We start from the raw sequence: 5,475 nt of genomic DNA on the forward strand, positions 1-5,475 counted from the left end.
ATCGCCTTTCCCCGCCGCTATCTACCCGAGGAAAGCATGGACACGATCTACAAAGATCAGATCGACCTCGCTACACCACCACAGGGGACATGACCCGACCTGCGGCGTTCTTGTCCGCCCACTGTGTCCGACGGCTGGCTTTTCTGGCAGGTCCGCGCGAGAGAGAGTGCCAAGGACCGCACAGAAGGCAAGAAAGAGGGGGACGACATCGGTGCTGGAGACGGTGTTCGACAGTCAGCGCGTGCCGGTGCTGGACCGGGTGGAGGCATGGCGGGACATCACGGCAAGCGCGCTGATACCGAATGAGTTCACCATCGACCGCGCAGCTGAATTCCGGGCCTCGCTGCGAGCCGCGGATTTGGGCGGGGCACAGGTGACTGCCCTGACCTATGCGTCCATGACGTCACGACGGACACCGCAGCTGATCCGCCAGTCCGATCCTGAAATGTACGCCGTGGGGCTCATCCTCCGCGGACAGCAGGGCATCGTCCAGGGTCGGTGCGAAGCTCCGCTCGGAGCCGGCGATCTCGTGGTGTACTCCACCTCCCGCCCCTACGCAGCGGTCGTGGAGGCCGGGCAGGACACGGCGGCCTCCGTAGTGGTACAGATCCCCCGGGCCATGGTCCCGGTGTCGTCGAACCGCGTGGACCGGCTGCTGGCGACCCGGATGCCAGGACGCGAAGGTGTCGGCGGTCTGCTCGCCGGATTCCTCACCCACGTGGCCACGGACACCGTGCCCTGCCCGCCCGCCGACAGTCAGCGGCTCGGCGGCGTCCTCATCGACCTGATCGCCGCATGGCTGGCCCACCACAGCGATGCCGCAGACCAGACACCCGCCGAGACCCACCAGCGCATGCAGTTCCTGGAGATCGAGGACTTCATCCGTCGGCATCTGGGCGACGCCGAACTCTCTCCCGCCACCGTCGCCGCCGCTCACCACATCTCACTGCGGACCCTGCACCGCCTCTTCCGCAACCACGCCCATGGCGCCACGGTTGCCTCCCACATCCGCCACCAGCGCCTCACCCGCGCCCGACGCGACTTGTCCGACCCGCGCCTGTCCACGCGGCCCATCCACGCGATAGCCGCCCGCTGGGGCTTTCTCCGCCCCGCCGACTTCACCCGCGCTTTCCGCACGCAGTACGGCATCACGCCCAGCGACTACCGCGACCACGCACACGACTTCAAGACTGGCACGCAGAACTCAGCACCTGGCACTCCCGGCTAAGGCGCCGCGCAAGGCTTTCAGCAACCATCGGTCAGGCATGAAATCGAAGAAGGGAATCCCTCCATGCGACTGACAGCCATGGCCAAGGCAGCAGGCATCACCGCTGCTACAGCACTCCTCACGGTCGGCACCCTCACTCAGGCCCAGGCGTCCCCGTCAGCCGGCTACATCGGCGACGGCTACGCCAACAACAGCCACGGAGTGTGGTGCGTACAGCACCTCGTCAACGACGTCGCATCGGCCAAGGGCAAGGGACGCCCGCTTGCCGAGGACGGTCTGTGGGGTCCGAACACCAAGAGCTGGGTCGAGTGGTACCAGGGCGCCTCCGGTCATGGCCTCGGGAAGGACGGCATCGTGGGCAAGGGCACGGGTGGCTGGCTGCTGCTCGACGGCGACTCGTACTACGGCCGCTACAACTACTGCTACAACTACGTCCCGTCGTACTTCTGAGCCCGTCCGGCCCGGCAGCACCGCTGATCCGGAGCTGCCGCACTCCGGGCACTCGACTCGGCCGGCACCGCTCAACTCCGCGGCGACCCTCACCCCGCACCGAAACGGCTGGCGAGTAGGCGAGGGCGGCCCGGTGAAGCTGTGGAAGCGGTCCGCTACCCGGGCCCTGACCAGCAGCCACCAGGCGCCCGGCCGAAGGGGATCGTCCTCTTCGGCCGGGCGCCGGCCCCCCGTTGGATTGTCCTGTGGGCGCGGCCGACGCGTTCCCCGAGGGCGATTTGGGAGAGGTGTGCGGCGCGGCGGGCTGCGCGGATCTGTGGCTGAACTGCTGCCGGCGGCAGAGCACGCAGTCGGGGATGGGGCCGAGCACCCGACAACGCTGGAATGATCTCGGCAAAGAGTCGGAACACCCTCGCGTCGGCGGGGAGGACGTCGAACTCGTGGTGCTCCCGGGCCCCCGGTGCCAGCAGGTCCGTACACCGGTCCAGGTCCTCTCCGGCCTGCCGCGCGTCCTGCTCGAACAACGTGACCGTGTGACCCCCTCGGCCAAGCATGCGCGCCGTCCCAACCCGCTGATACACCCCGCCGGGCTCGGCGGTCAGCCGCGCGGGCTGCGACGGGCACGCAGCGCCAGTACCAGGCAAACCGTGGTCGCGGCGATGGCGAGTGAGGCGAGCAGCCTTGCCCACGAGGTGCCCGCGACCGGCGTCTCGGCGGCGAGCAGGACCACCGAGGTCGCGGCGGCGGCCGCCAGTGCGGGTGTCGCCGGCGGCCGGCCGGGCGGGGCGGTGACACCGACTGTCCACGCGTCGGTGACGAGCAGGTAGGCGAGCAGCAGTGCGGCGATGCAGACGACCAGCCAGACCGCGGGGCCGGTGGCCGCCGCGACCGCGATCGCCGCGGCCGGCAGCACGGTATTCCTGCGGCGGGCCGCGACGGTCCGCCAGTGCATGGAGGTCAGGACGGGGCGCGCGTCGACCATCGGAGCCGCCCACCACGCGGCCGCCGCCGCCCCGAGCACCAGCACCCTGACCAGCGGCGGTGCGTGCAGGGCGGCCGGCGGGTTGCAGGCGGCGACGGCAAGGGCGGTTCCCAGCAAGCGGTCGGTGAGGCGCGAGGTGAGACGTGCGATGAGCAGAGCGGCTCGGCCGTCGGGCGGGCGCGGGCCTGGCCGGGCGAACCGGGCGGGGACGGTGGTCATCGGGCCCCCCCGTGGACGCGGGTGCGCAGCAGCGGCGCAAGGGCGAGATCGAGGGTCTCACCGGGCCGGTGGGCGACGACCGCGATGCCGCGTTCCACGAGGGCGAAGCGCATGGCGTCGCGGTCAGCCCGCCACAGCCGCAGCGCGAGTTCGCCCTCGGTGTCGCCGGGCTCCACGACCGGGTCGCCGGTGGGGATCTCGACCACGACCATCGGATTGGACCGTACGCGCACCTGGTGCAGGACATCGAGAATCCGCTGGTCGGTCAGCGACGTGATGACGTACACCAGCGCTCCTTCGGGCAACGCGGGCGGTGGGAGCAGGCTGAGGCCCGCCGTGCGGTACGCGAGGTCTTTGCGGACCTCCAGCACACTCTCGACGATGCGGTAGAAGTACCCCTGGCCGCTGCCCGGTTGCAGCCAGCGGGTCGCTCCACCCACCGACACCACGCCGACCCGGTCGTGGGTACGCAGGTAGGCGCGGACCAGGCCGGCAGCGGCCCGGGAGGTCTCGTCGAGCGAGGACGCGCCGGTGACCGGGTCGACCACGTCGGCGAGCACGTCCAGCAGCACCACGGTGTCGGCGGTACGCTCCGCGGCGAACTGGTGGACCTGCAGGGCGCCGCGACGGGTGGTGGCCGGCCAGTGGATCCGCCGCTGACGCTCGCCGCGCACATACGGGTGTACGCCGGTGACCTCGACGCCCTCGCCGCGCTGCACGGCGGTGTGCTCGCCGAGCCGTTGCGGCAGCCGGACCGGGATGGGCGTGAGGCCGGCGTGTTCGGGCAACGGGAAGACGGCGACCTCACCGAGTTCGGCCCGCACGGTACGCCGGGCCAGCCCGCCGCGGTCGTAGACGTCGACGTCGACCGTGCCGAGGGTCCAGCGGCCCCAGCGCTGCGCGGTCAGGACGAGATCGACGCGGTGCGGGCCGATCGCGAGGTGGTCGAGCCGGACGCCGTGGCCGAGGGCGACGCCGGGGTCCAGGCGGCCGGTCTCACCGTCGTAGGACACAGTGATGTGCACCCTCACCTGCTCGCCCTCGAAGCACCGCCGCGGCTCCACCTCGGCCTCGGCCGTCACCGCCTCCGGACGCGGCCCGCTCGGCAGGGCGAGGGCGAGCAGCACCAGGGGCGCGGCGGCGAGAGCAAGTACCCAGGGCCGCCCGGTGACCAGCGCGGCGGCCAGCGCGACGACGGCCAACGTGCCCAGCCGTAGCGCGCGTTCACCGGTGCGCCAGCCGGGCGGCGGGGGCGGCGGGGGTTCGGCGGTCTCGTCGTGGCGGCCGTCCAGGGCCCGTTGCACGGCGGCGGCCGCTCTGCGGGCCGGCAGTGGCTGCGTCATGAGGCGACCGGCGTGCGCGGCAGGGTCTGCGGGGCGGGCACGGATTGCATGATCTCGCGCATCACGTCGTCGCCGTCGATCTGCCGGACCCACAGTTCCGGCTTGAGGGTGACACGGTGCGCCAGGGCCGGCACCGCCACGGACTTGACGTCTTCCGGGGTCACGTAGTCCCGCAGGTCCAGGACGGCTCGGGCGCGGGCGAGCTGCACCAGGGCCAGGCCGCCGCGCGGAGAGGCACCGACCTGGATGTGCGGGTGGGCCCGGGTGGCGCCGACCAGCGCGACGACGTACTCCAGCAGGTCGTCGTCCACCTCGACGCGTTCGACGGCGGCCCGCATGGCCAGCACCTCTCCCGGACCGCTGAGCGTACGCAGCACCGCCTCGGGTGCCGCCCGGTCGACACGCGCGCGCAGCATGCCTGCCTCCTCGGACGCCGTCAGATAGCCCATCCGAACCCGCAGCAGGAACCGGTCGAGCTGGGCCTCGGGCAGGGTGTACGTGCCCTCGTACTCGATGGGGTTGGCGGTGGCGACGACCACGAAGGGCTCCGGCAGCGGCCGGGTGCTTCCGTCGATGGACACCTGGGACTCGGCCATCGCCTCCAGCAGCGCGGCCTGGGTCTTGGGCGGGGTGCGGTTGATCTCGTCGGCGAGCAGCAGGTGGGTGAAGACCGGTCCGGGCCGGAAGACCATGTCGGCGGTCCGTTGGTCGTAGAACGGAGCTCCGGTGACGTCGGAGGGCAGCAGGTCCGGGGTGAACTGGATGCGGCGGAAGTCCAGGCCCAGAGCGGTGGCGAAGGAGCGTGCCAGAAGGGTCTTCCCGAGTCCCGGCAGGTCCTCGATGAGGACATGGCCGCCGGCGAGGATGCCGAGCATCACCAGCGCCAGTGGTTCCGCCTTGCCGACCACGGCCGTGCGCATCTCGTCAAGCACGGCCGCGGCCCGTTCGCCCGCCTGCCGAGGTGTCAGGGTGTCGTGGTCCGGGATGGGTTGCGGGCTGGTCACAGCTGGGTCCTCACGGGGCGGGGTCGGGGTGCGCGGGCTGCGGGGTCGGCCGCAGCGACACCGGTCACAGGGCTTCCAGACGGTCGAGCAGGGAGCGCAGGACGGGCTCGGGGAGAGTGGGCTGCGGAGCGGTCGCCTCGGGATCGATCCACGGCCACAGCTCGGCGCCGACCAGCGCCCGGGCCCGCTGCGGGCTCCGGTACATCGCCACGCCGTGCCGTTCGGCCAGCCGGGCGGCGAACAGCCGCT

At 71.7% G+C, this 5,475-nt stretch carries 5 protein-coding genes and 1 pseudogene; 2 read left to right on the forward strand and 4 right to left on the reverse strand.

The window, feature by feature from the left end; translation table 11 throughout:
* Window positions 1–211: 211 nt before the first annotated feature.
* Both ABT288_RS49220 and ABT288_RS49225 read left to right on the forward strand, forming a co-directional pair.
* Window positions 212–1,228 carry an AraC-like ligand-binding domain-containing protein gene (locus tag ABT288_RS49220; RefSeq protein WP_351623325.1) on the forward strand — a complete coding sequence of 339 codons (1,017 nt, stop codon included), beginning with the start codon at window positions 212–214 and terminating at the stop codon, window positions 1,226–1,228.
* A 63-nt stretch (window positions 1,229–1,291) separates the two neighbouring features.
* Window positions 1,292–1,678 (forward strand): peptidoglycan-binding domain-containing protein, encoded by a 387-nt coding sequence (locus tag ABT288_RS49225; protein WP_351623327.1) that lies wholly within the window; start codon window positions 1,292–1,294, stop codon window positions 1,676–1,678.
* A gap of 598 nt (window positions 1,679–2,276) precedes the next feature.
* On the opposite strand, the gene ABT288_RS49230 is transcribed toward ABT288_RS49225, so the two are convergent.
* The 4 genes and pseudogenes from ABT288_RS49230 to ABT288_RS49245 form a co-directional block, all read right to left on the reverse strand.
* Window positions 2,277–2,879: a hypothetical protein gene (locus ABT288_RS49230; protein ID WP_351623329.1), complete on the reverse strand. Its 603-nt coding sequence runs from the start codon at window positions 2,877–2,879 to the stop codon at window positions 2,277–2,279.
* Window positions 2,876–4,222, reverse strand: coding sequence for a DUF58 domain-containing protein (locus tag ABT288_RS49235; RefSeq protein WP_351623331.1), 1,347 nt, complete (start codon window positions 4,220–4,222; stop codon window positions 2,876–2,878). Before ABT288_RS49235 ends, ABT288_RS49230 begins: the two co-directional genes overlap by 4 nt.
* Window positions 4,219–5,226, reverse strand: a complete 1,008-nt coding sequence (locus ABT288_RS49240; protein WP_351623333.1) for an AAA family ATPase — start codon at window positions 5,224–5,226, stop codon at window positions 4,219–4,221. Before ABT288_RS49240 ends, ABT288_RS49235 begins: the two co-directional genes overlap by 4 nt.
* A 64-nt stretch (window positions 5,227–5,290) precedes the next feature.
* Window positions 5,291–5,475, reverse strand: a pseudogene (locus ABT288_RS49245) (hypothetical protein); the annotation flags it as partial.

The organism is Streptomyces sp. NPDC001093 (assembly GCF_040298985.1).
Taxonomy (GTDB): domain Bacteria; phylum Actinomycetota; class Actinomycetes; order Streptomycetales; family Streptomycetaceae; genus Streptomyces.